The sequence below is a fragment of the Aeromicrobium sp. genome, from assembly GCF_014378035.1.
GTDB lineage: Bacteria > Actinomycetota > Actinomycetes > Propionibacteriales > Nocardioidaceae > Aeromicrobium.
In genome coordinates this window covers 1-3,282 of sequence record NZ_JACMOM010000313.1, presented here as the reverse complement: position 1 = coordinate 3,282, position 3,282 = coordinate 1, and the positions used below count along the sequence as shown (strand labels likewise).

At 68.7% G+C, this 3,282-nt stretch carries 2 protein-coding genes; both read right to left on the bottom strand.

Going from position 1 to position 3,282, the window contains the following annotated elements:
* The coding region (locus tag H7290_RS16250; protein ID WP_290515066.1) for a molybdopterin-dependent oxidoreductase at nt 1-1,742 on the bottom strand (1,742 nt) is incomplete at its 3' end.
* A gap of 10 nt (nt 1,743-1,752) precedes the next feature.
* A complete protein-coding gene (locus H7290_RS16245; RefSeq protein ID WP_290515065.1) occupies nt 1,753-3,117 on the bottom strand; it encodes an MFS transporter in 1,365 nt (454 codons plus the stop codon).
* Between the last annotated feature and the right edge of the window lie 165 nt (nt 3,118-3,282).

Below are 3,282 nucleotides of genomic sequence, written 5' to 3'. Positions count from 1 at the left end.
CGGTAGATGGTGTCGGAGTGGAACCAGTGGTTGGTGCCCGCGCCCATCACGATCATGGAACGGCCTCGCGACTCCTCGGCGTTGGCGGCGAACTCGCGCCCGATCCGCGCGGCGGTCGCGGCCGGAACGCCGGTGATCGCTTCCTGCCACGCCGGTGTGTACGGCGACCCCGCGTCGTCGTAGCCGCTGGGCCACTCCCCCGGCAGCCCCTCACGACCGATGCCGTACTGCGCGAGCAACAGGTCGAACACCGTGGTGACGAGATGGCCGTCGACACGGCGGGCCGGGACGCCACGCGGCAGGTCGGCGGCCGCACCGTCGGGGGTGTCGAAACGCGGCATCCGCACCAGCACGTTCTCGTCGGCGACATCGAGCAGGGAGAGCTGCGGATCGACGTCGCCCAGCTCGAGGTTCCACTTGCCGATTCCATCATCACCGTAGCGGTGGCCGAGCGAACCGTTCGGCACCACTGCCTCGTTGACGCGTGCGTCGATGAGGACCGTCTTGAACTCGGCGTTCTCGTCGTGCTCGCGCTCCGTCAGGTCGCTGGCGGTGAGGAACTTGCCCGCGGTGAAGGTGCCGTCGCCGGACTCGTCGAGGCGGACCAGGTAGGGCAGGTCGGTGTAGCTCTTGACGTACTCGGTGAAGTAGGGCGTCTGCCGGTCGACGAAGAACTCCTTGAGCACGACGTGGCCCATGGCCATCGCGAGTGCGGCGTCGGTGCCGGGTTTGGCCGCCAGCCACTCGTCGGCGAACTTGACGTTGTCGGCGTAATCGGGTGCGACCGCGACGACCTTCTGGCCTCGGTAGCGGGCCTCGGTCATCCAGTGCGCATCGGGAGTGCGGGTCACCGGGAGGTTGGAGCCCCACATGATCAGGTAGCCGGCGTTCCACCAGTCGCCGGACTCGGGCACGTCGGTCTGGTCGCCGAAGACCTGCGGGGAGGCCACGGGCAGGTCGGCGTACCAGTCGTAGAAGCTCAGCATCGAGCCACCGATGAGGTTCACGAACCTCGCTCCGGAGGCATGCGAGACCATGCTCATCGCCGGGATCGGGGAGAAGCCGGCGACCCGGTCGGGGCCGTACTTCTTGATGGTGTGGACGTGGGCGGCCGCGACGATCTCGCTGGCCTCCTCCCAGGTGGCTCGCACCAGGCCACCCTTGCCGCGTGCAGACTTGTAGGCCTTGGCTCGCTGCGGGTTCTCGACGATGTGCTCCCAGGCCTTGACCGGGTCGCCGTCGTGCTGGGCTTTCGCCTCGCGATACATCTGGAGCAGCACACCGCGCACGTAGGGATACCTCACCCGGGTCGGCGAGTAGGTGTACCAGGAGAACGCCGCGCCACGCGGGCAGCCGCGGGGCTCGTACTCCGGGGAGTCGGGACCCACCGACGGGTAGTCGGTCTGCTGGGTCTCCCAGGTGATGATCCCGTCCTTGACGTAGACCTTCCACGAGCACGACCCGGTGCAGTTCACGCCGTGGGTGGAACGGACGACCTTGTCGTGGCTCCAGCGGTCGCGGTAGAAGTCGTCGGCCTCTCGCCCGCCCTTCTGGGTCAAGGTGCGCAGGTCCTGTGAAACCTTGCCCCGGGTGAAGAACCGCCGCGTGCGGACAAGGGCATCGGCGAGGCCCCCCTCCGGGCCAGTCCCTCGACGGCCGTTCGGCTTGGAATCGGGCTGGGCGTCGGGCTGGTCATCAGGCTGGGCGTCGGGCTGGGCGTCGGGCCGGAGATCGGAACTCAAGGGGTGGTCCTCACAGTCGGGGGTCGGCGGCGGTTCGTCGATGAGTGGTGCCACGGTCTTCCGGGCCGCCCGAGGCGGGCGACGCAGCGGCCGATGCGGCCGATGCGGCCGTGGAGCGCACCACCGTCAGCGTCAGCACGAGCGTGAGAGCGGCCGCGACCGCCAGCAGCGTCAGTCCGATGGCGTAGGAGTCCGTTCGGCCGTAGACGTAGCCCATGATCAGGGGAGGCACGAAGCCACCCAGTCCGCCGGCCGCGCCCACCAGACCTGTCACGCCGCCGACGCGGGCCGGGTCGGTCACCTTCGCCACCAGTGCGAACGTCGCGCCGCTGCCACTTCCCAGTGCTGCGGCCATGGCAAGGAAGGCGATCGTGCCGAGCTGGTTCAGCAGGGGGGTGGTGGAGGCGACCGCCGCGCCGGCCACGACCACTGCGTAGCCGGCGGCCAGCACTGGCACAGCGCCGTACCTGTCGGAGAGCCAGCCGCCGACGGGGCGCATCACCACCGCCACCACGACGAAACCCGCCATCCGGTTCGCGGCATCCGACGGGGCGAGGTCGTAGGCCGTCTTGAGGTAGGCGGGGAGGTAGACCGAGAACGCGACGTACCCGCCGAACGCGACCGCATAGAGCACGCTGGCCTGCCACGTGATCGCCAGCCGTGCGTTCGCAGACAGTCGACTCATCAGGGACGTGGTGGGAACGCTGCGACCCGGGGCGTCGCGCATCACGAGCCACGCCAACACCGCGTACAGCCCCAGCGCGACGGCGGTCAGGGCGAACGGGACACGGTGTCCGACGTCGGAGTACAGCTTCACCGTGGTCAGGGCGCTGATGGCGGTCCCACCCATGCCCGCTCCGAACACACCGACTGCGAGCCCGCGTCGCTCCGGTGGGAACCAAGCATTGACGAAGGGGACACCGACCGCGAACGCGGTCCCGGCTATGCCGAGAAAGAATCCGCCCACCAGGAGCGCGCCGTAGGAGGTCTGGGCGAAGAGGCCGATGAACAGGATCGGCACGATCGTGGCTGCCGAGACCAGCGGGAACATCACCCGTCCGCCGTAGCGGTCGGTCAGTCCGCCGACGACGATCCGGCCCAACGAGCCGACGATGACGGGGACGGCGACGAGCAGTGCCACGTCACTCTCCGAGAGTTTGCCGAGGATCCCGGTCTCGCGGAAGAGCGGACCCAACGGACTCAGCAACGCCCACGCCCAGAAGTTCACGGCGAAGCCGAGCGTCGCCATGAACAGCATCAACCCGGGAGATCGCTGCGCCATCGGTGACCAGACGCCCACTGCTGGTGGCAGCTGCATGTCCTGGTGGGCGGCCCCTTCGTCGCGGTTGCGGTCTACCAGAGACTTCTCGCTCACGTCGTGCTCGTCGCAGACGCGGCGGGATCAACGTCTTGCATCGTGGCGGGCGTGATCGTCTTGGCCACGCTCAGCAGCACGACCGAGTCCTCCACCGCCTCGAGTGCGTGACGGGCATCCGGGATGATCAGGAGATCGCCTGGAGATCCGTTCCAACGGACCTCG